This window comes from Brevundimonas staleyi (assembly GCF_041893865.1).
GTDB classification, from domain to species: domain Bacteria; phylum Pseudomonadota; class Alphaproteobacteria; order Caulobacterales; family Caulobacteraceae; genus Brevundimonas; species Brevundimonas staleyi.
The window spans coordinates 414782-435078 of the sequence record NZ_CP169082.1 but is presented as its reverse complement, the minus strand read 5'-3'; the positions used below and the strand labels follow the sequence as shown (position 1 = coordinate 435078).

The following is a 20297-nucleotide window of genomic DNA, read 5'->3' as shown; positions in this document are numbered from 1 at the left end:
TGGCCCGCGCCTCGAAATCCTGGTCTTGGACAGCGCTTAGCGGCGCAGGCCCAGCTTGGTGATCAGGGCGGTGTAACGCTCCTTATCGACCTTGTTCAGGTGGTCCAGAAGGCGACGGCGCTGCGAGACCATCTTGAGCAGGCCGCGGCGCGAGTGGTTGTCCTTCTTGTGCGTCTTGAAGTGTTCGGTGAGGTTGGCGATGCGCTCCGACAGGATCGCGACCTGAACCTCGGCCGAGCCGGTGTCGCCGGCGGAGCGGGCGTTGTCGGCGATGACTTCGTTCTTGCGTTCAGCAGTAATCGACATCGTGTTCTCCAGAGTTAGAGATTGAAAACGCGGTCGGGTTCTAGCCGGCCGGCCCGCATCTGACCGAGAGCGACGAGGGTCTGTCCCTGGAAGGCGGAAACGGTGCGGGAGCCGTCCTTGAGGCGGCTCTTCAGCGTCTCGACCTGTCGGGGGAGCAGAACGATCGGTCGTCCCTGACGAAGCGAGAAGGCGTCCTGGTCCGTCACGGCCAGCTCCGGGATGTCGTCCAGGGCGGTCGCAACGGGCAGTAGGCCTTCAAAGGCGGCGTCCCTATGCACCAGATCGGTCAGGAAATCCAGTGTGACGGCGTTCTCCACCGAAAACGGCCCCACCCGCTCGCGCCTGAGGGCCGAGACATGCCCCTCGGCGCCCAGGGCCAGGGCCAGATCGCGCGCCAGCGAGCGCACATAGACGCCCTTGCCGGTGCGGATGGTGATCTCGACGTGGTCGGCGTCGGGCGCATCGGTGACCTCGGCCTCGTGGATGGTGACCGGCCGGCTTTCCAGCTCGAATTCGGCACCCTCGCGGGCCAGGTCATAGGCGCGCTGGCCGTCGACCTTGATGGCGCTGAACCGGGGCGGGGTCTGCTGGATGTCGCCGACGAAGGCCGGCAGGGCCGCCTTCACCGCCTCCAGCGACGGGCGCACGTCGGACCGGCCGATGATCTCGCCCTCGCGGTCGACGCTGTCGGTCGAGACGCCCCAGTTGACGGTGAAGCGATAGACCTTCTCCGCCTCCATCATGAAGGGGACCGTCTTGGTCGCTTCGCCCAGCGCAATGGGCAGGATGCCCGAGGCCAGCGGATCCAGCGTCCCCGCATGTCCGGCCTTCTGGGCGTCGAACAGCCTGCGGATCTTCGTGACCGCCTCGGTCGATCCCATCTCGAACGGCTTGTCTAGACAAACCCAGCCGTGGACCGGCTGACCCTTCTTGCGACGGCCCATCAGCCGATCTCCGTATAAGAGGAAGCGATACAGACCCCGGAGCCCGCAGAATGACGACCGTGAACCGCCGCATCCTGACGGCCGGCCTGTTGGCCGCCATCGGGACGCCCGTCTTGGCGGCCGAGGATGCGGTCTTCGACCATCGCGGCTTCACCGTGGACATGGGCGCCATGCAGGGCGACCGAAGCGCCGTCGCGGGCTGGATCCGCCAACAGATCGACCTCGTCGAAAGCCTCAACATCCGGGACGACATCAAGGCCTGGTTCCGCAGCATCCGCATCACCGTCGATCCGGCCCTGAACATGCCCGGCCGGTTCGGCCGCAACGGCCTGACGCTGAACGACGAAACATCCCCGCCCGAGAACCCCGTCCTGCTGCACGAACTGCTGCACGGCTATCAGGCTCAACGTCTGAGCGGCGCGCGCGACAACCCACAGCTGGTCGCCGCCTTCGAGGTGGCGCGCGCAAGCGGAGACTGGCCCGCCCAGGCCTATATGCTGACCAACCGGAACGAGTTCTTCGCCATGACCGCCTCGGTCGCCCTGTGGGGCCGGGCGGCGCGGCCGCCGTTGAGCCGCGAGCGGCTGCGGACGGCCATGCCGGACTGGTATGGGTTTCTTGTCGACGAGTTCGGCCTGACGACCTGACCGGGCGATCATTCGCCGTCGTCGTCCTCTTCCCGGCGTTCCAGATCGGCCCGGACGCGCGGGTCGTCGAACAGGGCGTCGATGCGGCTGGCGGCGTCGAAGCTCTCGTCGTGACGGAAGCGCAGGTCCGGCGTGAATTTCATGTCGATATGCCGACCCAGCTGACCGCGCAGGAATTTCGCATGGGCGTTCAGCGCCTTGATGATCTGGGTCTCGTGACCGGCGGTCTCGGCCGTCTCCACCCCGGCGCCGAGCGGCTCCACGAAACAGGTGGCGTGCTTCAGGTCGGGCGACAGGCGGACCTCGGTCACCGTGATCGACACCCCCTTCAGGGCCTCGTCGTGGATCTCCTCCTCGCGGAAGACCTCGACGAGGGCGTGGCGGATCAGTTCGCCGGCGCGCAATTGGCGCTGGGAGGGGCCGGACGGACCGGAGGCGTTGCGGGTATGTTGTTTGCCCATGGCTGGGTCTCCGTATTCACCCGCCGGGGCTCGGACCCGGCTGAAAAGCGAAAGGCGGGCGGTCTAGTCCTCTCGACGCCGCCTGTCCAATTTCAGCAGGTGAGCAGGTCCGGCTTCGTGGTCGCCTCGTAGCGCTGGCCTCTCAGGGCGTAGCGGACGACGCCGGTCCGGTCGCCCGAGTAGCGGACGCTGAAGCTCTGGCCCTTGATGTCGGGGCTCAAGGTCCCCTCCATGTCCGCCGCGCCCTGTTCCTTGGCGCCGCTGTCGTCATAGCCGACGGGAATGCCCTCGGTTCGCACGATGGGCTGCCGGGGCGTCAGTTCGACCACGTCGGACCAGGAGCAGGAATAGCCCTGCCAGGTTCCGCCCGCCTCGGTCACCAGGGCCGGGGCCGGGGTCAGGTCGGTGCGGATCAACCATTGCGGCGGACTGCCGAAGGTGCCGCCGCTGATGATGTTCGGCCAGGCGCCGGTGCGGGTGAAGCCCGCCGGGGTCCGGGTCAGATAGTGGACGGCCAGGGCTCCCGCCGAGACATGGCCCTCGCCGCCCTGGCCTTCCGACACCAGGGCGAACCGGTCGCCGCCCAGAGGCACCAGCGTCCCCTTGGAATAGGTCATCGTCTCGTCGTCGGGCTTCGCGTCCGGCGCGCGCCAGGTCACCGGCGGCGCCGAGCCCCAGGCGGCCTGGAAGGCGGCGCCTTCGTCGGCGCTCGTCATCGCGATCCCGGCCGGGGCCGGAGCGGTCGCTGGAGCTTCGGACGCGGCCGCTGGCTGCTCGGTCGTGCCGGCCGGTTGCTGGCAGGCCGCGAGAAGGGCGAGGGCGCAGGCGGCGAGCGTGGTGCGGATCATCAAGGCCGATCTCCGGAGAACGAAAGGGCGGTCCTGACGCTACGGTCGACGGCGGCGATGACCTCGCCCGCGGTCACCGAACGCGCCGGCCGGATCGGCAGGCCCGCCGCATTCAACACCCGTGCGGTCCAGCTGTTGCACAGGTAGCCGATCCAGAAATGCTCCCGGCTGGCGAAGAAGTGGGCGCCGTCGCCCGGCCGGGACGTCGAGAGCTGGGGACGACCCTCGATCAGGATGAGCGAGCCCTGCACCCGGCCGCGCAATCCGGCGAAGGCCTCGGGCGACAGGGTCAGGGTCCGGCGCATCCCCGGTTCGAAACGACGCGCCGGATCGCCCGTCTCCGGGTCCAGCATCACGACGGAGGCGTTGCCGGGTCGGAAGAAGGCGCGAAGGCCGTCCGGAATCCGCCCCTCCATCGGCGACTGATCGACGAAGAATTTCGCATCGCCCCAGCCGATCAGGATCCAGTCCCCCGGCCCGACCGAGCGCGACGCTTCGGCCAACGGTCCGCCTCCAGCTTCGAGCGCCGCGCGCGGCACGGCGATATCGGTGTGGAAGCCGTTGTTGAGGACGTGGATGGTGACCCCGCCCGTGTCCGGCTGGTGAAGAAAAACGGGATCGCCCGGCCGCGTCCAGGTCCACAGGGCGACGATCAGTCCGAGGACGCCCGCCAGCAGGAAGGCCCCCACGGTTCGCATCACTCGGCTCCGGAGGCCGAGGAGCGCGGCGGAAGGCTCCATTCGCCGCGGTAGTTGTAGGACAGGGTCACGCAGTGGCGGAAGGTCCCGTCGCTCCACCGCCCCGCGCCGTGCATGACGATGGGCCGCCCGGCCCGGACCCGCCCGACCACCAGATAGGTGGCCTCGGCGCCGGGACAGAGCGCCCGCGCCAGACCCCGACCGTCGCCTTCCTGGGCGATGGAATAGACGCTGGTCTCGCCGGAGCCCTCCGGCAGGACGCCCCGCGCCTGATCCGGCCCGCCGCGCGAGATGGTCGCCGAGCCCCGCGCCGAGGTGGAGATGATGCGCCGGACGCTGACCGCCCCGAACCAGCCGCGCTCGACCTCAAGCGTAATGCCCCGCGTCAGGGCGCGGGTGACCCGGTCGGACGGATCGAAGGCCAGATAGCGCGTATCCGCCAGGGCCGGCGATGCTGTGATCGAGAAAACCACAGCGAGTTTCAACGCTTTCATTCCGAGCCAGACATTCGTTCGCGAACAAGCTTCACAAACAGCGTGCGCATCGTGGTTTTTTCACGTGCATCGAGATCACGACCCGCTGCCGCCTTGCACTTTCCGAGCAGGGGGCGGTCATAGTCTGACGGCAATCCTTTCTGGCCCTCCCAGAAAGCTTCCAAGGCAGCGATATCTGTCGTCGATAACTGGTCCACGACGGCTCGGACGACACGATCAAGTTGCTCGTTGGCATGTTCCTTGGTTGTGCCCGCGTCGGCTTCCGGAGCGGGCGGGCGCTCTTCCGGGACATAATCAAGAAACTTTCTGATGGTCTCAGCAGACCATTCTGTAGTGGTGTCCGCTTCCTGCATGAGCAGATCGGACAGCGAGCGGCGCAGCGGCTCCATTCCGAGCAAATGGACTCGGACTCCAAAGCTTTGCGCGATCTGGACGCCGATACGCACATCCTCATCGCCGGAGACTAGCAGAGCGTCGGTGATCGCATTGTTACGGGCCAATTCGATGAGGTCCGTCACGATTAGCGAGTCGACTCCCTTTTGTTGGCCCGCATTATTCAGGACACCGAGGCGGAGCTTTAAGTGATCTGAGAACGCTAGCGCGATGTGGTGGACGCCCAAACGTCCACCGGGGGGCGGAGCATCATACCAATAGATTCTCAGAAAATCGCCGCCGTCACTCTTTGATGATGCCACGTCTCGCAGCTCGGAAATCGCTGCAGTCTCGTTAAGCTTCAGCGTCTGACGCGGCCTGGACGAGCCGGAGATGGCGGTTGCGCCGCCCGCGAAAAAATAGCCCGCGTCGACGAAAACTGCCACTCGAGCCATTGGCCACCTCAGAAAAGGAAAAGGGCTCCCGAAGGAGCCCTTATGTAATCCAAACTTCGCTCGCGGGTAAAATAAGCCAGCAAAGAAGGATGGTTCCTTGTCGCGAAAACCGCGACAAATGTCAACTTGAATGTGAAAGTCCTACAGCGACCGTTTGACTTCCTCGACGGTGAAGCACTCGATGTAGTCGCCGACCTTGATGTCCTGGAAGCCCTGGAAGTGCATGCCGCACTCCTGGCCCGACGGGACCTCGTTGACCTCGTCCTTGAAGCGCTTGAGCGTCTGCAGGGTGCCCAGTTCCAGAACCACGACGTCGTCGCGGATGATCCGGACCTTGGCGCCCTTGCGGACCACGCCTTCGGACACCCGGCAACCGGCGATCTTGCCGGTCTTGGAGATGTCGAAGACCTGAAGCACGGCCGCGTTGCCCAGGAAGGTTTCCCGTTGCAGCGGCGCCAGCATGCCCGACAGCACGCCCTTCATGTCGTCCAGCAGGTCGTAGATGATCGAGTAGTAGCGGATCTCCACGCCCTCGCGGTCGGCCAGGTCGCGAGCCTGTTTCGAGGCGCGGACGTTGAAGCCCAGGATCGGGGCCCCGGCCGACTTGGCCAGCTGGACGTCCGATTCCGTGATGCCGCCGGCGCCCGAATAGACGACGCGGGCGCGGACTTCGTCGTTGCCCATCTTCTCCAGCGAGCCCTGGATGGCCTCGCCCGAGCCCTGGACGTCCGACTTGATGACGACCGGCAGCTCGTTGATCTTCTTCGATCCCAGCTTGGACATCATGTCGACCAGGCTGACCTGGTTGATGCCGCCGGTGGCCTTCTCGCGCTTCACGCGGGCGCGGTACTCGGTCAGCTCGCGGGCGCGGGCTTCGGAGTCCACGACGGCCAGCGGTTCGCCGGGCGACGGGGCCTCGTCCAGACCCAGGATCTCGACCGGAACCGACGGACCGGCTTCGGTCAGCTGCTCGTTGCGCTCGTTCAGCAGCGCGCGGACCTTGCCCCAGGCGGAGCCGGCCACGACGATGTCGCCGCGCTTCAGGGTGCCGCGCTTGACCAGGACGGTGGCGACCGGGCCGCGACCCTTGTCCAGCTTGGCCTCGATGACCACGCCTTCGGCCGAACGGTCCGGATCGGCCTTAAGGTCCATGACCTCGGCCTGCAGCAGGATGGCCTCGATCAGGCCGTCCAGGTTGGTGCGGGCCTTGGCCGAAACCTCGACGATCTGGGTGTCGCCGCCCAGGGCTTCGCCGATGATCTCGTATTGCAGCAGCTCGTTGACGACCTTCTGCGGATCGGCGTCCGGCTTGTCGATCTTGTTGACCGCCACGATGATCGGGGCGCCCGCAGCCTTGGCGTGCGAGATCGACTCGATCGTCTGGGGCATGACGCCGTCATCGGCCGCCACCACCAGGATGACGATGTCGGTGACGGTGGCGCCGCGCGTCCGCATGGCGCTGAAGGCCGCGTGACCCGGGGTGTCGAGGAAGGTGACCGCCTCGCCCGAGGGCGTCCGCACCTGATAGGCGCCGATGTGCTGGGTGATGCCGCCGGCTTCGCCGCCCGCCACGTCGGTGGTGCGCAGCGCGTCGAGCAGCGAGGTCTTGCCATGGTCGACGTGGCCCATGATGGCCACGACCGGGGCGCGCGGCGTGGTCGCCTCGTCGTCCGTCGTGTCGGACAGGAAGCCCTCTTCGACGTCGCTTTCCGAGACGCGCTTGACCGTCATGCCGTATTCGTCGGCCACCAGTTCGGCGGTGTCGGAATCGATCACGTCGTTGATCTTCATCATCATGCCCTGACGCATCAGGAATTTGATGATGTCGACGCCACGCACGGCCATCCGGTTGGCCAGTTCGCCGACGGTGATGGTGTCGGGAATGACCACTTCGCGCGGACGGTTCGGCGTATCGGTCGAGCCGCCCTTGCGCTTTTCCTTTTCACGTTCGCGAGCGCGACGGACCGAGGCCAGCGAACGCATCCGCTCGGCCGTGTCGCCGTCGCCGGCCACGGACTGGATGGTCAGGCGGCCTTCGCGGCGCTTGGGCTCGCCGCGCGTGCGGCTGACGGCCTTGCCGGCGTCCGAGAAACGCTTGTCGCGATCGTCCTCGGGCTTGCCGGGACGGGCGAAGCCGGTGCCCGGTGCGCGGGCCGGACGCAGGACGTTGGGCTCGGCCGGGGGCGCGTTCGGGGCCGGACGGCCGCCGGGGCCGGTGCGGGCGCCGCCGGGGCGGGCCGCGCCGGGAGCCGGACGCGGGGTCAGGGCCGAATAGCGGACGGGCTCGGCCGGACGGGCCGGGGCCGAGGGACGGGCCGACGGGGTCGGACGGTCCGAATAGGATTTCTCGCCGCCGCCCATGGCCTCTTCACGGGCCGAACGGCCGCCGAAGGCCGGACGGTCGATGGGGGCGCGCTGTGGGTTGCCCGGCTTGGGCGTGCGCTGGCCGAAATTGACCACCGGACGCGCCGGCGGGGCCGGACGGGCCGGGGCGGCCGGCGCGGGAGCCGGCGTCGGCGCCGCGGCGACCGGAGCGGCGGGCGCCGGGGTCGGGGCGGCCGGCGCCCGCGCGGCGGGCTTGGCGGTCGGGGGCGGAGCGGCGGCGGCCAGTTTGGCGGCCTCGGCGCGGGCGGCTTCGGCGGCGGCCTTGGCGGCGGCGGCCTCGGCCTGGGCGGCGTTGGCGGCGGCGGCGGCGGCGGCGGCCTGTTCGCGAGCGGCGGCGTCGCGGCGCGCCTGTTCGGCGGCGGCGGCGGCGGCGCGTTCGGCCTGGGCCTGGGTCGCCGTCTCGATGGCGCGGCGACGGGCTTCCTGTTCCTCGTTGGACAGGCGGCCGCCGGCGGGCTGCGAAACCTGCGGGCGCGGCGCGGAGGCTTGCGGCGCCGCGCCTTCAGGACGCGGACGCGCGACGTCGAAGCCCTGCGGGCGCTGGTGACCACCGCCTGCGGGCGCGCCCGGGCGGCGCTTGGTCTCGACGACCACCGTCTTGGTCCGGCCATGGCTGAAGCTCTGGCGCACGGTGCCGGTCGAAACCGATCCCGTGGCGCGCGGCTTCAGGCTCAGCGGCGCGCGCGGTCCCGTCGTGGACGGGGTTCCGGTCGGTCCGCCAGCGTTCTGGCCGTCGTTGGTCTTGTCGTTTTCGTCGCTCATCCGGTCGCTTTACTCGTGGGCGGAAAAGTCCGCCGGTCGTCTCAAAAATTCGTCTCGTCAAACGCAAAAAGCCGTGCGAATCCCGCCCCTTGAAAGGAACGAGCCCCGCCCGTCAGTCCGCCCGCATGAGCTTGATCGTTTTCGGAGGAACCCCTCCGGGGTTCCGCAGAAAGCGTGAATCAAGCTCTCGCTTGAACCTGGAGCCTGATTCACGGCATCAGTGGATCAGCGAAGCTGATCCCCCTCAGCCGATCAGGCTCTGGGCTCGTCTCCTGGGTCTTCGTCTGACCCGCTCCCGCCGCTGGACCCTCTTGGAAGGTCCCACTCCGGGGGTCGGAGCGGTCGAAATCCCGCCAATCGCCAGGCCTCCTGGCCCCATCGATCCGCTCGCCCTCCGGCAAGCAGGACGGCGTGTATCGCATTTTCCAGCCCGAGGGCCAAACTCAAATCGTTCGCGCTGAAGGCGCCGCAGACCTGCGTCGTCTGATGTCGCGCCAGGGACAGCATCTTTCCGCGCCCGTCGGCGGCCCCGTCGGAGGCCTCGATCAGCCAGGCGGCCTTGCCCGAACGGATGGCGGCGGCGGATTTCTCGAAGCCCGAGATAAGCACGCCTTCGCGTCGGGCAAGACCCAGTTGGTCCAGACAGCGCCGAACCAGCAGGGTTTCGACCCGATCGGCCAGATCCGCCGACGGTTTCAGCTGGGTCTTGGCCGAGCGTGAGAACAGGTTCTTCTTCACGGCCGTGTCGATGGAGGCGCGCGACGCCTCCACCCACATGCCGCGACCGGGCAGTTTCCTGCCCAGGTCGGGAGCGACGCCGCCGTCCGGGCCGGCGACGAAACGGATCAGGCGAGACTCGTCGAGAGCCTGGTGGGTGACCAGGTCCCGGCGCTCTCTATCGATCGTCGCGTCGCGAAGGCTCATGGACGGCGGTTTCCATCACGCGTCGCGGGTCGGCTCGAGGTCGTCTTCGACCCCGGCGTCATCGGCGGCGACTTCGGCTTCGTCGCCCTCAGGGGCGGCGTCGAACACGGCCTCGGGGTCGTATTCGCCCTCGGCGTACTCTTCCTCGTATTCCGGCTCGGGCTGCGGCAGTTCCGAAGCGTCGATCCAGCCGGCGGCCACGCGGGCCTGCAGGATCAGCAGTTCGGCCTCTTCCTGGGCCAGGTTGAAGGCTTCCAGAACGCCCGGGACCTTCACCCGCTCGCCGTTCTTCATCTCATAGCCGCCGCGGATCTCGTCGGTGGCCAGGTCGGCCAGATCCTCGACCGTCTTCACCCCGCCTTCGCCCAGGGCGACGGCGATGGCGCCGGTCACGCCCGGAACCGACAGGACCTCGTCCTCGACGCCCAGTTCGATGCGCTTGGCGTCCAGCTCGGCGGCCTTGCGGTCCAGATACTCGCGGGCGCGGGTCTGCAGCTCGTCGGCGGTCTCCTCGTCGAAGCCCTCGATCTCGGCGACTTCGTAGGATTCCACGAAGGCCAGGTCTTCCACCGTGGCGAAGCCTTCGGTGACCAGCAGCTGGGCGATGACCTCGTCCACGTCCAGGGCTTCCTGGAACAGGGCGGTGCGCTCGGAGAACTCGCGCTGGCGACGCTCGGAATCCTGGCTCTCGGTGATGATGTCGATCTGCCAGCCGGTCAGTTGCGAGGCGAGGCGCACGTTCTGGCCACGACGGCCGATGGCCAGCGACAGCTGTTCGTCCGGCACGACGACCTCGACGCGGTCGGCTTCTTCGTCGAGCACGACCTTGGAGACTTCGGCCGGAGCCAGGGCGTTCACGATGAAGGTCGGCTCATCCGGGTTCCACTGGATGATGTCGATCTTCTCGCCCTGCAGCTCGGCCACGACCGCCTGGACGCGCGAGCCGCGCATGCCGACGCAGGCGCCGACCGGGTCGATGGAGCTGTCGTTCGACAGGACGGCCATCTTGGCGCGCGAACCGGCGTCGCGGGCGGCGGCGCGGATCTCGATCACGCCGTCGTAGACCTCGGGCACTTCCTGGGCGAACAGCTTGGCCATGAAGCCGGGGTGAGCCCGCGACAGCATGATCTGCGGGCCCTTGGCCTCGGGACGGACGTCGTAGATGTAGGTGCGGATCCGGTCGCCGATGTTGAACACCTCGCGCGGGATCGACTGGTCGCGGCGCATGATGCCTTCGCCACGGCCCAGGTCGACGATGGTGTTGCCGTATTCGACGCGCTTGACGGTGCCGTTGACGATCTCGCCGACGCGGTCCTTGAACTCTTCGTACTGGTTGGCGCGCTCGGCCTCGCGGACCTTACCGGTGATGACCTGGCGGGCCATCTGGGTCTGGACGCGGCCGAACTCGAACGGCGGCAGCTCTTCGATATATTCCTTGCCGACCACGGCTTCCGGGTCGCGCTTGGAGGCGTCGTTCAGGCGAACCATGGCCGAGTCGTTGAACTCTTCCAGCTCGTCTTCCGGCATCCAGTCGTCCTCGACGATGGTGACGTGACGGGTCAGGGCCAGCTCGCCCGTCTTCGGATCGATCTTGGCGCGGATGTCGTGATGGGCGCCGTAGCGCGACTTGGCGCCCTTCTGGATGGCTTCTTCCAGGGCCTCGATCACGATCTCGCGGTCGATGTTCTTTTCCTGGGCGACCGCATTGGCGATCTGGAGCAGTTCCAGGCGATTGGCGGAAATACCGGTCACGGCCATCAGGCGTCGTCCTCAGTGGTCTTGGTGTTTGTCTTGTCTTCGGGAGCCCCGTCAGGGAGCCCGTCGTCTTCGGGTTCGCCCCGCGCGGCGCGGATCGCGGCCCCGCGCTTCAGAAGGGCGTCGTTCATGACCAGCTTGGCGTCCACCAGCCAGTCGAAGGGGATCAGGGCGGTGTCGTCCTCGCCGTCCAGGTCGATGGCGATGCTGTCGCCGTCGGTGCCCGCGACGATGCCCTTGAAGCGTTTGCGGCCCTCGACCATCCGGTCGGTTTCCAGACGCGCCTCCAGACCCTCGAACAGGTCGAAATCCTTGAGCCGCGTCAGGGGCCGGTCGATGCCGGGCGACGAGACCTCCAGCAGGTATTCGCCGGCGATCGGGTCGGCGGCGTCCAGCACCTCGGACATGGCGCGGCTCAGGCGCGCGCACTCGCCGACATCGATGTCGTTGTCACTGGGACGCTCGGCCATGACCTGAAGCCGACGACGCAGGGTCCCGCCCATCAGGCGCACGCGCACGATGTCCAGACCGATCGATTCCGCCACGGGGTCGATCAGCTCCAGGATTTCGCGGTCTTCGACGGTCTTGGCGCGCAAAGGGTCAGGGTCTTTTTGAAGTGTCGCCGCCCGGAGGTCGGCTTGGGACAAAAATAAAAGCGGTCGGCCTCCTCGGCCGCCGCTTGAAACGACGCCGTTGGACGCCGGTCTAACGATGTGAGGGGCCATATAGACCCCTCCGACGCAAAACAAAAGGGGCGGACGCGAACGCCCGCCCCCGGACTCTCAGTGCGCGTGCGCCCGGTGATGGTGTCCGCCGCCCAGCAGGGTCTTGATGAAGTAGAAGACGGCGATGACGATGGCGTAGCCCAGGAAGAGGGCGAACCGGGTCATCCAGAAGCTGAGCTCGGTCAGCGGCGGCAGGGCGAAGGCGCCGCCGTCCAGCACGGGACGCAGCACCTCGACCAGGGTGTGGACCAGCACCGCCCCCACCGCGCCCGACCACAGACCGCGCCACGATCCGACCAGGAACAGGCCGAACACGGCCGCGATGATCAGGCCGATCACCTGGTTCACGCCGTCGAAGCCGCTATCGGCCAGGGCCAGAAGGCCCGACAGCAGACTGCCCAGCTGGGCGAAGAACTCTTCCATCACATCGCTCCGGTGTTTTCCTGCGGCCCAGCTTGGCCGTCGGCAGGGTTAACGCCGGTTTCCGGAAATGGATGCGAGCCCTTATCGCCCGGTCGAACCGAAGCCGCCGGCGCCCCGCGCCGTGTCGTCCAGAGTGTCGACCTCGGCCACCGTCGCCTGGGCCACGGCGGCGATGACCATCTGGGCGATCCGCTCGCCGCGTTTGATGACGAAGGGCTCCTGACCCAGGTTGATCAGGATGACCCCGACCTCGCCGCGATAGTCGCTGTCGATCGTGCCGGGCGTGTTCGGCGCCGAGATGCCGTGCTTGAGCGCCAGACCCGAGCGCGGCCGGATCTGCGCCTCCCACCCCTGTTCCAGGGCGATCTTCAGACCCGTCGGCACCAGAACCCGTTGGCCGGGCTCAAGCGTGATCGGCGCGTCCTCCGGCACGGCGGCCCTCAGGTCCATTCCGGCCGAACCCGGCGTCTCATAGGCCGGCAGGGCCAGACCCTCGGAATGGGGCAGGCGCAGGATACGGAGCGTGGTCAAGGCGGGCCTCAGGCTTTCGGGGAGAAATGATCGGCGATGCGGTCGGCCAGACGCGCGGCGACCTCGGTCTTGGTCAGGCGCGGCCAGGCGTCGGCGCCGTCCCGGGTCACCAGCAGCACCGTATTGCCGTCCGCCCCGAAGACATCGGCCGAGACGTCGTTGCCGACGATCCAGTCGCAGCCCTTCCGCGACAGTTTCGACCGGGCGTTGGCCTCCAGATCGGTCGTCTCCGCCGCGAAGCCGATCACCAGCTTCGGCCGCTTCGGACCCGGCTTGGCGATGCCGGCCAGGATGTCGGGGTTCTCGATCAGGGCCAGGGTCGGCGGCCCGCCCGGCGCCTTCTTGATCTTGCCGCCCGCGACCGTGTCCACGCGCCAGTCGGCGACGGCGGCGGACAGCACCGCGATATCGGCCGGAAGCGCGGCCTCGGTCGCCGCCTTCATCTGCATCGCCGTCTCGACGTCGATCCGGGTCACCCCGACCGGGACCGGCAGGCCGGTCGGACCGGACACCAGGGTCACCTCGGCGCCGCGCGCGGCCAGGGCCGCCGCGATGGCGTAGCCCTGTTTCCCGCTGGAGCGATTGGTCAGGCCCCGCACCGGGTCGATCGGCTCGAAGGTCGGTCCCGCCGTCACCACGGCCTTCCGCCCTGCCAGCTCCCGCCCGTCCGGCCCGGCCAGCAGGCCCTCGATGGCCGAAAGGATCGCCGCCGGTTCCGCCATCCGGCCGGGGCCGAACTCGCCGCAGGCCATCTCGCCCTCGTCGGGCCCCACCGCCGCCATGCCGTGGAAGCTGTCGAAGCCCTTGAGCCGGGCGACATTCGCCTGCACCGCCGGATGCAGCCACATCCGCACATTCATCGCCGGGGCGAGCAGCGTCTTCTTGTCGGTCGCCAGAAGCGTCGTGGAGGCCAGGTCGTCGGCCATCCCGTTCGCCGCCTTGGCGATCAGCCCCGCCGTCGCCGGCGCCACGACCACCAGGTCGGCCCAGCGCGACAGCTCGATATGGCCCATGGCCGTCTCTTCGTCGGGGTGGAACAGCCCCATCCGCACCGGATTGCCGGTCAGGGCCGCCAGCGACAGGGGCGTCACGAACTCGGCCCCGCTCTGGGTCAGGATGGCCTGCACCTGACAGCCCGATTTCTTCAGCAGCCGCACCAGCTCCAGCGCCTTATAGGCCGCGATGCCGCCGCCCACGATCAGCAGGATCTTCCGGTTGGTCAGGACGGCGCTGGACATGTCGCTCCTCTAGCCGCCGCCGCGTTCCGCGTCGAGCGAACGAAAAAGAACATTGTCGGAACATACAACCTGTGGCTAAGTGATGGTGCGGGTTTCACTTGGAGGGTGTGATGAGGGTCTGGATGAGCACGGGCGTCGCCTTCACGGCGGCTCTGACGCTGGCGGCGTGCGGCAACGGGGATTCGGCGGTCGAGACGCGGGACCGGACGGCGGATGAGGGTCAGGTCGAACTGGTCTCCTCGGCGGCCGCCGCGACGCCGACGGAAGCGGGGCGGGCCGAGAAGGCGGTCATCACCGCCAACCGACGCGAGACGGTCGATGAGAAGATCCAGCGCCTCTACCAGCGCAACGGCGCCGACTTCGACGCCCGCTCGGCCGAGGATTTCCTGGACAAGGTCACGGCCTTCACCACCCGGACGCCGTCGGACGTGGAGCGGGTGTCGCGCCCGAACGGGGACACCCTGCTTTATCAGGCCTCGACCAACACCTTCGCGGTCGTGGCGCGCGACGGCACGGCGCGGACCATGTTCAAACCGAGCGACGGCCCGACCTACTGGGCCGAACAGAAGGCCGCCGCCCCGACCTTCGGTCAGAGGCGGTCGCAGAACTAGATCTGCCGGCGCGCGACAAAATCGCCGAAAGAGAATTTATTCTTGTTTAGGCCTTGCGCCGGCGTTCGGGCCACCCCAGCTCAGGCCCTGGTCTTTGACACGTCCGCTCGCCCGATCCGCGTCTTTCAGCGGTCGGCACCCTTTCGCCCTGTCAGGAGGCGGCGAGATCCGACGGCCGCCGCGGATATCGCGGCCTCTCGCCTGCACTGTTCTGCACTCGAAATTCCAGAAACAGTGCAAACCCCGACGCCGCCCGGAGGTGGCGCCTTGGCACTTTGGCACTTTGGCACTCGAAATTCGAAAACCGTGCCAACCGGAAGGCCGTCAGGCCTCGTCGGGTTTCCCGGCCATTTCGCGGATCATGTCCAGCGCCAGCTTCTGCTGCCGGCTGCTGAGCTGCGGCGCCAGACGCGAAATCTCGATGGTGTAGCGCGTCGACGGGAAGTCGTGATCGAAGGGGGCGACGCCGGCTTCGCCCTCGGCCATGCCGGACTGTGCGCCCAGGCCCTGGAAGAAGTAACCGATGTCGACCTTGAAGAAGCGGGCGATGTCCCAGAGCTTCGACGCCGAGATGCGGTTGGCGCCCTTCTCGTATTTCTGGATCTGCTGGAAGGTCAGGCCGAGGGCCCGGCCCAGATCGCTCTGGTTGTATCCGAGGCTGATACGCTTCTCACACACCCGTCTACCCACATGACGGTCCACCGGATGGGGTCCGTCCTCACCGACGCCTCTAACCATTGCTCGTCTTTGGTCCTGGAAATTAACCAGAAGGCACATGCGCCCGTCCGGCCAAGCTGTCACCTGTTAAATTGGAACACTAACTACGCCACAGTCACGCTTTCGGTTTCATGCTCTTCAGGATTTTCATGGCCTCTTCGACCTGATCCGGGGTCAACCGCCGCGCCGCTTTCGCCAGGGCGAGGAGGTCTCGCCGGACGAAATCGGGCCCGACCCAGGTCGAGCCATTCTCTTCAACGCCGGACCCTACCCGATCCGTCGCAGCTGCGACATCTTGGTTCTTGGCGACGTGAATCGGCAGACCGGAGAAGACTTCGGCTGCCTCGACCCCCAGAATGCTGCAGATCTGCCAGATCTGCGGCGCGCTGAAGCGGTTCTCGCCATCCTCCGCATGCTGCAACTGGGCCACCGAGACGCCAAGCCGTGCCGCCATCTGGGTCCGGGTCAGGCCGGCCAGGGTCCGAAGCTCGACGATCCTGGCCCCCAGTGGGCCGTCGATATGTCGCGTCCTCCAGTTCCTCGGCGGCTTGCCCGGCGCGTTCACCCCCGGCGGCTCCGCACGTAAGACAGGACCACCGGCGCCAGACCGGCCAGCACCATCAGCCAGAAGAACAGGTCGCCGAACCGACCATAGGGGGTCACACCGACCGGCTGCGGCAACAGCACGTCGGCCACCCCGCTCTCGCCCGAGCCCAGCCGCGCCCCCTCGACCACCCGCCCCCAGGGGTCGATCATGACCGAGACCCCCGTCGGGGTCGCCCGCGCGACCGGCAGACCCGTCTCGATGGCGCGATAGCTGGCCAGGTTCAGATGCTGGATCGGCCCCGAGGTCGCCCCGAACCAGGCGTCGTTCGACACATTCACGATCCACTCCGGCCGCCCGCCCGCGCCCGGCGTGAACCCCGGATACAGGCTCTCGTAACAGATCAGCGGCTGGACCCTCGGCGCATTGGGCAGGTCGATCGGCGCCGGACGCGGGCCCGGACTGAAATCCGTCGGCATATGCACCAGGCTGCGCACGCCGACGGCGCTCATCAACCCGCCCAGCGGCATGAACTCTCCGAACGGCACCAGCCGGTATTTGTCGTAGACCGCCGTGACCCTGAGCCCCGCTGGACCTTCGTCGGCCAGGGAGAAAAGGCTGTTGTAGTAGCGCGCCCGTCCGTCCGGCCCGGCCTCGCCCCGCGCCAGCCCCATCAGCAGGGTCTGGCCCGGCTGGACCGCATTGGCGATGGCCGGACCGTCCGGCGAGGTCGGGCCGAACACGTCGTTGAAACTGGCCGGCAGGGCGCCCTCGGGCCAGACGATCACGTCCGGTCGGGCCGCACCGGGCTGGGCCGTCAGGCGGATATAGCGATCGACGATCGACTGATAGGCCTCCGGCGTCCATTTCGATTCCTGCGCCACATCGGGCTGGACCAGACGGACCAGGGTGTCGGTGTTGCGAACCTCGGCGCCGCCCAGCCGGATCGACCCGCCGATCACCAAGGCCGCCAGAACCGCCACTCCGCCTAGCGCCACGCTGCCCCGGGCCTTCCGCGTCTCATCCCCCAGCAGAACCGCGAAGGCCGCCACCGCCGCCACCGTCACGAAGCCCAGGCCGTAGACCCCCACCACCGAGGCGAACTGCGACCCCGCCGAGCCTGCGGCCCAGCTGGCCCCCGCCGGATTCCAGGGAAAGCCCGTCAGCACATGGCCACGCAGCCATTCCAGAAGAGCGAAGCATGCCGCGAAGACCAGGACTCGAACCAGCCCCCCCGGCGCGAACCGGCGATAGAGCGCCATGGCCGCGCCCCAGAACAGGCCTATCCCGGCGGGCAGAAGGCTTCCCGCGAACGGCGCCATCCACGCCTGATCCGGGTTGACCAGAAACGCCTCGGCCACCCACCAGCAGCCGACACCGAAATAGCCGAAGCCCGCCAGCCACCCCATCCAGAAGGCGCCGCGCACCGACCCCGACCGCTCGGCCAGCAGCATCAACAGCGGATAGCCCAGCAGCCCCGGCAGGATGCCGAACGGCGGATGCGCCAGCGCCGTCGCCACGCCCGCCAACAGGGCCAGACCGATGCGGCTCCATCGCCCATGGAGCGCCCGGTTCAGCCCATCACTCGATCTGGAAAGAAGCTCAGCAGTCATTCGGCAGCATGTATGGGTCCTCGACGCCCAGACTGGCAAGGATCGCCCGCTCCTCGCCCTCCATCTCTTCGGCCTCGGCGTCGTCCTCGTGATCCCGGCCCAGCAGATGCAGGACGCCATGCACCACCAGATGGGTCAGATGACTGGCCAGGGTCTTGGACTGTTCCCCGGCCTCCCGCGCACAGACGCCGTAGGCCAGAACGATGTCGCCCAGAGGCGCCGCCCCGACCACGCCCGGCATCTCCGCCGCCGGGAAGGACAGGACGTTGGTCGGCTTGTCCTTGCCCCGGAACCGGTCGTTCAGATCGCGCACCGTCTCGTCGTCGGTCAGCAGGACGACCACCGCGCCCGTCTGCGAGCCCAAGGCCGCGACCGCCGCCCGTTCCACCACCGCCTCGACGTCCTCGATGGCGTCGGTCCAGTCCTCGGCCTCGATCTCGACCTCGATCATTGGACGGGGTCTTCCAGATCGGGCGCAGGCCGCCCGGCGGCCGCGTCGGCGTCATAGGCGCGCACGATCCGCTCGACCATGGCGTGACGCACCACGTCCTGAGCCGCGAACTCCAGCACCCCGACCCCCTTCACGTCGCGCAGAATCCGCAGCGCGTGGGCCAGACCGGAATCGCGCGGGTTCAAAAGGTCGATCTGCGACGGGTCGCCGGTCACCACCATCCGGGCGCCCTCCCCTAGTCGGGTCAGGACCATCTTCATCTGCAGGCGGCTGGTGTTCTGAGCCTCGTCGACGATGATGAAGGCGTGGCTCAAGGTCCGGCCGCGCATGAAGGCGATGGGCGCCGCCTCGATCTCTCCCTTGTCGCGGCGACGCTGCACATCCTCGGCCCCGAGGATATCGTTCAACGCCTCCCAGATCGGAGCCAGATAGGGGTCGACCTTCTCGTTCAGGTCGCCCGGCAGGAAGCCCAGCTTCTCGCCCGCCTCGACCGCCGGGCGGGTGATGACCAGCCGGTCCACCTGACCGCGCCGGAGCAGGGACGCCCCATAGGCGGCGGCCAGGAAGGTCTTGCCCGTCCCCGCCGGCCCGACGCCGAAGGTCAGTTCGTGGTTGGCCAGCGTATCCAGATAGCGCGCCTGGGCGTCGGTCTTGGGCACGATCGCCCCGCGCTTGCCGATGGGCAGGGCCATGGGATCGACCCGACGCCCGCCGCCGGTCACGCCCGTCCGCGCCGCGCCGATTCCGGCCCGCACGTCGGCCTCATTGACCTCCGCGCCCTTTTCGACGCGGGCGGCCAGACCTTCGATCACCTGTCTGGCGTTCGCCCGGTCGCGCGTCCCGCCGTTGATCGAGACCCCGCCGCCGGGCGCCTCGATCAGCACCTTGAAGGCGTCCTCGATCAGGGCGACATGGCGGCTGTTCGGACCGATGACGGCCCTCAGAGCCTTGTCGTCCAACGCCAGGAATTCGGATTCACGCGCCAATCAGGCTGCCTTTCAGACTGTTCTGGTTGCCCTGTTCGATCCGGACCGGAACGATCTGGCCGAGCAGATGATCCGCGCCATCGACATGGACGGACTGCAGGTAGGGGGAGCGGCCGATGCCCTGCGCCCGCAGCTCGTGACGGCCCTTGCGCTCGAACAGGACATTCAGCGTCTTGCCGACCTGGGCCTGGTTGAAAGCGACCTGCTGTTCGAACAGCAGGTCCTGAAGCGCCTTCAGCCGTTCCTTCATCACCTCGGCCGGGATCTGGCCCGGCATGGTGGCGGCGGGCGTGCCCGGGCGGGGCGAATACATGAAGGAGAAGCAGGCCGCGTAGTCGACCTGACGCACCAGATCCATGGTGTCCTCGAACTCCCGATCCGTCTCGCCGGGGAAGCCGACGATCATGTCGCCGGCCAGCGCCAGATCGGGGCGCGCCTCGCGGATGCGGCCGATCAGGTCGATGTATTTCTGACGCCCGTGCTTCCTGTTCATCAGGCGCAGGATCCGATCCGACCCCGCCTGCACCGGCAGGTGCAGATAAGGCATCAGGGCGTCCAGCTCGGCATGGGCCGCGATCAGGTCGTCCGACATGTCGTTGGCGTGGCTGGTCGTATAGCGGATGCGGTCCAGACCGGGGATCTCGGCCAGCGCCCGCGCCAGTCTGGCCAGGGTCCAGACCGTGCCGTCCGGTCCCTCTCCGTCATAGGCGTTGACGTTCTGGCCCAGCAAGGTGACCTCACGGACGCCCTGGTCCGCCAGTCCGCGCGCCTCGGCGAGCACGTCGGCGACCGGCCGCGACCATTCGGCGCCGCGCGTATAGGGGACGACGCAGAAGCTGCAGAATTTGTCGCATCCCTCCTGCACCGTCAGGAAGGCGGTGAAGCCCTTCACGCCGCGCGCCACAGGCATGGCGTCGAACTTTTCGTTGGGGGCGAAGTCGGCGCCGATCCGCTCTCCGCGCGACCGTGCGGTGCGGGTCAGGAGCTCGGGCAGCTGGTGATAGGCCTGGGGGCCGACGACGATGTCGACCGCCGGAGCGCGCAGCATGATCTCCTCGCCCTCGGCCTGGGCGACGCAGCCGGCGACGGCGATGGTCATGCCGCCCTCGCCGCGCTCCAGCTTGCGCTCGCGCATCTGCCGGATCTTGCCGAGCTCGGAATAGATCTTCTCGCCAGCCTTCTCGCGGATGTGGCAGGTGTTCAGGATGACGAAGTCGGCGCCCTCGGGGCTGTCGGTCGTGGCGTAGCCCAGCGGGCGCAGGACATCGGCCATGCGCTCACTGTCATAGACGTTCATCTGGCAGCCGTAGGTCTTGATGAACAGCCGCTTGGTCCCCTCGGGGGCGGCGGCCGTCTCGACCTCGGGCAGGGTCAATGTATCGGACATGCGGGCCTTCTAATCCCGCA

Annotated in this window: 22 protein-coding genes; 2 read left to right on the top strand and 20 right to left on the bottom strand. The window is 68.0% G+C overall.

Going from position 1 to position 20297, the window contains the following annotated elements; genetic code table 11:
* Positions 1–36 precede the first annotated feature (36 nt).
* Together rpsO and truB are read right to left on the bottom strand one after the other, a co-directional pair.
* A complete protein-coding gene (gene rpsO / locus ACETK8_RS02260; protein ID WP_374037898.1) occupies positions 37–306 on the bottom strand; it encodes a 30S ribosomal protein S15 in 270 nt (89 codons plus the stop codon).
* Positions 307–320: 14 nt separating this feature from the next.
* Positions 321–1250: a tRNA pseudouridine(55) synthase TruB gene (gene truB / locus ACETK8_RS02255; protein WP_374037897.1), complete on the bottom strand. Its 930-nt coding sequence runs from the start codon at positions 1248–1250 to the stop codon at positions 321–323.
* A 50-nt stretch (positions 1251–1300) separates the two neighbouring features.
* Between truB and ACETK8_RS02250 the strand changes: the two genes are divergently transcribed.
* The gene (locus tag ACETK8_RS02250; protein ID WP_374037896.1) at positions 1301–1897 is read left to right on the top strand and encodes a hypothetical protein; all 597 of its coding nucleotides are present in this window, start codon (positions 1301–1303) and stop codon (positions 1895–1897) included.
* A gap of 8 nt (positions 1898–1905) precedes the next feature.
* Here the strand turns inward: ACETK8_RS02250 and rbfA are convergent, their stop codons facing one another.
* The 12 genes from rbfA to coaBC all read right to left on the bottom strand — a co-directional run bounded on the left by rbfA (position 1906) and on the right by coaBC (position 13968).
* Entirely contained in the window at positions 1906–2358 is a 453-nt protein-coding gene (rbfA, locus tag ACETK8_RS02245; RefSeq protein ID WP_374037895.1) for a 30S ribosome-binding factor RbfA, read from the bottom strand.
* Between the two features lie 92 nt (positions 2359–2450).
* Complete coding sequence (locus ACETK8_RS02240) at positions 2451–3206, bottom strand: hypothetical protein (RefSeq protein ID WP_374037894.1); 756 nt, start codon at positions 3204–3206, stop codon at positions 2451–2453.
* Entirely contained in the window at positions 3206–3904 is a 699-nt protein-coding gene (locus ACETK8_RS02235; protein ID WP_374037893.1) for a DUF2459 domain-containing protein, read from the bottom strand. The genes ACETK8_RS02240 and ACETK8_RS02235 overlap by 1 nt, the downstream gene beginning before the upstream one ends.
* Positions 3904–4398 carry a hypothetical protein gene (locus ACETK8_RS02230; RefSeq protein ID WP_374037892.1) on the bottom strand — a complete coding sequence of 165 codons (495 nt, stop codon included), beginning with the start codon at positions 4396–4398 and terminating at the stop codon, positions 3904–3906. The genes ACETK8_RS02235 and ACETK8_RS02230 overlap by 1 nt, the downstream gene beginning before the upstream one ends.
* Complete coding sequence (locus tag ACETK8_RS02225; protein WP_374037891.1) at positions 4395–5225, bottom strand: NYN domain-containing protein; 831 nt, start codon at positions 5223–5225, stop codon at positions 4395–4397. Before ACETK8_RS02225 ends, ACETK8_RS02230 begins: the two co-directional genes overlap by 4 nt.
* 141 nt (positions 5226–5366) lie before the next feature.
* On the bottom strand, positions 5367–8372 hold the full coding sequence (gene infB, locus ACETK8_RS02220; protein WP_374037890.1) for a translation initiation factor IF-2: 3006 nt from the start codon (positions 8370–8372) through the stop codon (positions 5367–5369).
* A 252-nt stretch (positions 8373–8624) separates the two neighbouring features.
* The gene (locus tag ACETK8_RS02215) at positions 8625–9296 is read right to left on the bottom strand and encodes an RNA-binding protein (RefSeq protein WP_374037889.1); all 672 of its coding nucleotides are present in this window, start codon (positions 9294–9296) and stop codon (positions 8625–8627) included.
* A 15-nt stretch (positions 9297–9311) separates the two neighbouring features.
* The gene (gene nusA / locus ACETK8_RS02210) at positions 9312–11054 is read right to left on the bottom strand and encodes a transcription termination factor NusA (protein ID WP_374037888.1); all 1743 of its coding nucleotides are present in this window, start codon (positions 11052–11054) and stop codon (positions 9312–9314) included.
* Complete coding sequence (gene rimP, locus ACETK8_RS02205; protein WP_374037887.1) at positions 11054–11647, bottom strand: ribosome maturation factor RimP; 594 nt, start codon at positions 11645–11647, stop codon at positions 11054–11056. The genes nusA and rimP overlap by 1 nt, the downstream gene beginning before the upstream one ends.
* A 186-nt stretch (positions 11648–11833) precedes the next feature.
* Entirely contained in the window at positions 11834–12199 is a 366-nt protein-coding gene (locus ACETK8_RS02200; protein WP_374037886.1) for a hypothetical protein, read from the bottom strand.
* A gap of 81 nt (positions 12200–12280) precedes the next feature.
* A complete protein-coding gene (gene dut / locus ACETK8_RS02195) occupies positions 12281–12730 on the bottom strand; it encodes a dUTP diphosphatase (protein WP_374037885.1) in 450 nt (149 codons plus the stop codon).
* A gap of 8 nt (positions 12731–12738) precedes the next feature.
* The gene (gene coaBC, locus ACETK8_RS02190; RefSeq protein WP_374037884.1) at positions 12739–13968 is read right to left on the bottom strand and encodes a bifunctional phosphopantothenoylcysteine decarboxylase/phosphopantothenate--cysteine ligase CoaBC; all 1230 of its coding nucleotides are present in this window, start codon (positions 13966–13968) and stop codon (positions 12739–12741) included.
* Positions 13969–14090: 122 nt separating this feature from the next.
* On the opposite strand from coaBC, the gene ACETK8_RS02185 reads away from it, so the two are divergent.
* Positions 14091–14579, top strand: coding sequence for an S-type pyocin family protein (locus tag ACETK8_RS02185; protein WP_374037883.1), 489 nt, complete (start codon positions 14091–14093; stop codon positions 14577–14579).
* Positions 14580–14903: 324 nt separating this feature from the next.
* Here the strand turns inward: ACETK8_RS02185 and ACETK8_RS02180 are convergent, their stop codons facing one another.
* The 6 genes from ACETK8_RS02180 to miaB form a co-directional block, all read right to left on the bottom strand.
* Complete coding sequence (locus ACETK8_RS02180; RefSeq protein WP_374037882.1) at positions 14904–15317, bottom strand: helix-turn-helix domain-containing protein; 414 nt, start codon at positions 15315–15317, stop codon at positions 14904–14906.
* A gap of 94 nt (positions 15318–15411) precedes the next feature.
* Entirely contained in the window at positions 15412–15861 is a 450-nt protein-coding gene (locus ACETK8_RS02175) for a helix-turn-helix domain-containing protein (protein WP_374037881.1), read from the bottom strand.
* Entirely contained in the window at positions 15858–17453 is a 1596-nt protein-coding gene (lnt, locus tag ACETK8_RS02170) for an apolipoprotein N-acyltransferase (RefSeq protein WP_374037880.1), read from the bottom strand. Before lnt ends, ACETK8_RS02175 begins: the two co-directional genes overlap by 4 nt.
* Positions 17443–17904, bottom strand: a complete 462-nt coding sequence (gene ybeY, locus ACETK8_RS02165; RefSeq protein WP_374037879.1) for an rRNA maturation RNase YbeY — start codon at positions 17902–17904, stop codon at positions 17443–17445. Before ybeY ends, lnt begins: the two co-directional genes overlap by 11 nt.
* Complete coding sequence (locus ACETK8_RS02160) at positions 17901–18890, bottom strand: PhoH family protein (RefSeq protein ID WP_374037878.1); 990 nt, start codon at positions 18888–18890, stop codon at positions 17901–17903. The genes ybeY and ACETK8_RS02160 overlap by 4 nt, the downstream gene beginning before the upstream one ends.
* Entirely contained in the window at positions 18880–20277 is a 1398-nt protein-coding gene (gene miaB / locus ACETK8_RS02155; protein ID WP_374037877.1) for a tRNA (N6-isopentenyl adenosine(37)-C2)-methylthiotransferase MiaB, read from the bottom strand. Before miaB ends, ACETK8_RS02160 begins: the two co-directional genes overlap by 11 nt.
* Between the last annotated feature and the right edge of the window lie 20 nt (positions 20278–20297).

What these genes read in the sequence shown, in the direction of transcription:
- rpsO (WP_374037898.1), bottom strand. Translation starts at nt 306, where the DNA reads ATGTCGATTACTGCTGAACGCAAGAACGAAGTCATCGCCGACAACGCC.
- truB (WP_374037897.1), bottom strand. Translation starts at nt 1,250, where the DNA reads ATGGGCCGTCGCAAGAAGGGTCAGCCGGTCCACGGCTGGGTTTGTCTA.
- ACETK8_RS02250 (WP_374037896.1), top strand. Translation starts at nt 1,301, where the DNA reads ATGACGACCGTGAACCGCCGCATCCTGACGGCCGGCCTGTTGGCCGCC.
- rbfA (WP_374037895.1), bottom strand. Translation starts at nt 2,358, where the DNA reads ATGGGCAAACAACATACCCGCAACGCCTCCGGTCCGTCCGGCCCCTCC.
- ACETK8_RS02240 (WP_374037894.1), bottom strand. Translation starts at nt 3,206, where the DNA reads ATGATCCGCACCACGCTCGCCGCCTGCGCCCTCGCCCTTCTCGCGGCC.
- ACETK8_RS02235 (WP_374037893.1), bottom strand. Translation starts at nt 3,904, where the DNA reads ATGCGAACCGTGGGGGCCTTCCTGCTGGCGGGCGTCCTCGGACTGATC.
- ACETK8_RS02230 (WP_374037892.1), bottom strand. Translation starts at nt 4,398, where the DNA reads ATGAAAGCGTTGAAACTCGCTGTGGTTTTCTCGATCACAGCATCGCCG.
- ACETK8_RS02225 (WP_374037891.1), bottom strand. Translation starts at nt 5,225, where the DNA reads ATGGCTCGAGTGGCAGTTTTCGTCGACGCGGGCTATTTTTTCGCGGGC.
- infB (WP_374037890.1), bottom strand. Translation starts at nt 8,372, where the DNA reads ATGAGCGACGAAAACGACAAGACCAACGACGGCCAGAACGCTGGCGGA.
- ACETK8_RS02215 (WP_374037889.1), bottom strand. Translation starts at nt 9,296, where the DNA reads ATGAGCCTTCGCGACGCGACGATCGATAGAGAGCGCCGGGACCTGGTC.
- nusA (WP_374037888.1), bottom strand. Translation starts at nt 11,054, where the DNA reads ATGGCCGTGACCGGTATTTCCGCCAATCGCCTGGAACTGCTCCAGATC.
- ACETK8_RS02200 (WP_374037886.1), bottom strand. Translation starts at nt 12,199, where the DNA reads ATGGAAGAGTTCTTCGCCCAGCTGGGCAGTCTGCTGTCGGGCCTTCTG.
- coaBC (WP_374037884.1), bottom strand. Translation starts at nt 13,968, where the DNA reads ATGTCCAGCGCCGTCCTGACCAACCGGAAGATCCTGCTGATCGTGGGC.
- ACETK8_RS02185 (WP_374037883.1), top strand. Translation starts at nt 14,091, where the DNA reads ATGAGCACGGGCGTCGCCTTCACGGCGGCTCTGACGCTGGCGGCGTGC.
- ACETK8_RS02180 (WP_374037882.1), bottom strand. Translation starts at nt 15,317, where the DNA reads ATGGTTAGAGGCGTCGGTGAGGACGGACCCCATCCGGTGGACCGTCAT.
- lnt (WP_374037880.1), bottom strand. Translation starts at nt 17,453, where the DNA reads ATGACTGCTGAGCTTCTTTCCAGATCGAGTGATGGGCTGAACCGGGCG.
- ybeY (WP_374037879.1), bottom strand. Translation starts at nt 17,904, where the DNA reads ATGATCGAGGTCGAGATCGAGGCCGAGGACTGGACCGACGCCATCGAG.
- miaB (WP_374037877.1), bottom strand. Translation starts at nt 20,277, where the DNA reads ATGTCCGATACATTGACCCTGCCCGAGGTCGAGACGGCCGCCGCCCCC.